The sequence below is a fragment of the Nitrosomonas sp. Nm84 genome, assembly GCF_003201565.1.
GTDB lineage: Bacteria > Pseudomonadota > Gammaproteobacteria > Burkholderiales > Nitrosomonadaceae > Nitrosomonas.
Window position 1 is genome coordinate 1 of sequence record NZ_QJJP01000073.1, and the last position, 2315, is coordinate 2315.

General features: G+C 59.2%; 1 protein-coding gene. It reads left to right on the top strand.

Going from position 1 to position 2315, the window contains the following annotated elements:
- A partial coding sequence (locus tag C8R34_RS16090; RefSeq protein WP_181415511.1) for a cadherin domain-containing protein occupies positions 1 to 2315 on the top strand: 2315 nt, incomplete at both ends.

Here is a 2315-nt window from a genome sequence, read left to right on the forward strand (position 1 = left end):
ATCGTCTCGCTCGCCGATATTACAGCGGGTAACTTGGTCTTTACTCCCGTGGCTGGTGCAAACGGAACGGGATATGCCAGTTTCACATTCTCTGTTAGCGACAGCAACAACACCTATGATGCCGCACCCAACACCCTCACCGTCAATGTGATTTCCATCAATGATGCGCCCACGTTCGTTGTGCGGGACGGCATGGTGACCACCTCTCTCAGTGGCGGCGACGACGTGGCATATGGTGTGGTCGTCCAGCCGGACGGCAAGATTCTCGTTTCCGGCAGCGCCAACTCCGATACGGTATTAGCGCGGTACAATGCCGACGGGACGCTCGATATGAGTTTCGGGGGCGGCGATGGGATTGTGATCACGACATTGTCCACGGGGTGTGAAGGCCGGGGTGTGACACTGCAGTCAGATGGCAAGATTCTCGTCACGGGATTTGTGGGGACATCCGCGCATGTGGTGCGGTATAACGCCGACGGGACACTCGATACGAGTTTCGGGGGCGGCGATGGGGTCGCGACGTTCTTCATAGCCGGTCCTGGCAATAACACAGGTTATGCGGTGACGGTCCAGCCTGATGGACGAATCATCGTGGGCGGCTCGAATGACAACGGGAGTAGTTCGTCGAATTACATGCTGACGCGATTGCTGTCCGACGGGACGCCCGATCCCAGCTTCGGCACGGGGGGCTCTCTTATCACAGCACTTTCGGTTGCGCCGGAAGACGCCTATGCCATTACCCTACAACCGGACGGCAAGATTCTCCTTACCGGTAGGGCCTACTACACGGGGGATTACACCGTCGTGCGCTACCACAGCGATGGCTCGCTGGATACGAGTTTTGGCGGTGGCGACGGGGTGGCCAGCTACCTCTTGAATTTGGGTAGTGCGTACGCGGCGTCGGTGGTGCTCCAACCAGACGGCAAGATCATTCTCGCCGGGGCCGGCAGCGACATCGGGCTGTTGCGGTTGCATAGCGATGGCTCGCTGGATACGAGCTTCGGCGGTGGCGACGGCATCGTTACGCAATCGGTCTCGGCATCGGGCATTGATCTCGGCATTGCCCTGCTGCAATCGGACGGCAAGATCATTGTGGCTGGATCCGGCGGTGCAGGCGCGGCAAACGATGTGTTTGCCGCCATGCGGTTCAATGCCGATGGGACGCTTGATACCAGCTTTGGCACGGGCGGTCTCATCACGACGGCCGTGAGCGCGGACATGGAGTATGCGCGGGCGGCGACCTTGCAGGCCGATGGCAAGATCGTCGTTGTCGGCACGATGTACAATGGGTCGGATTATGACCAGGCAATTGTGCGCTATGCCACCGACGGCACCCTTGACCTCAGCTTCGGCATCATGATGAACACGCTCAATGGTACCCCGACTTATACGGAGAACGGCTCACCCGTCGTGCTGGATGCCGATGTGCAAATCGTCGATGCCGAACTTAGTACAGCTAACAGTTTCACTGGGGCCACGCTAACCCTGGCGCGCAACGGCGGGGCGAGCAGCGACGATGTGTTCAGCGCCAGCGGCACCTTGAGCTTGAGCAGCGGCAACGTCATCGTCAGTGGCACCAATATCGGAATCTACACGAATAGCAGCGGCACGCTGACCCTCACGTTTAACGACAACGCGACCAATACACTGGTGAACTCGGCGATGCGGCAGATCGCCTATAGCAACAGCAGTGACGCTCCGCCGGCCAGTGTCCAAATTAACTGGACCTTCAACGATGGCAATGCGGGTAGCCAAGGCCCTGGCGGAGCCTTGTCCGCCACTGGCAGCATGACGGTGAACATCACAGCCATCAATGATGCACCGACGGACTTGGCCCTATCGGCGAACACGGTGGCTGAGAATGCCGCCAATGGTACCTCGGTGGGTACGGTCAGTACCACTGATCCCGATAACGGTGATACCCAAAGCTATAGCCTGACCGACACTGCCGGCGGACGATTCGCGATCAACGGCAGCACGGGTCAGATTACGGTGGCCAATGGAGCGCTGCTGAACTACGAAGCAGCCACCAGCCATAGCGTGATCGTCAGAGTCACCGATTCCGGCGGGCTGACCTATGATGAAACCTTCACTATTAATCTGACTAACGTCAACGAGGCTCCCACCGGAGCTGATGCCACCGTCACGATCAACGAAGACGCCTCCCATACGACGACCGCGGCAAACTTCGGTTTTAGCGATATCGATGCGGGCGATAGCTTGAGCGCCGTGCGCATCGACACATTGCCCGGTGCCGGCAGCCTCACGCTCTCGGGTGTCGCGGTGACGGCGGGACAAATCGTCTCGCTCGCCGA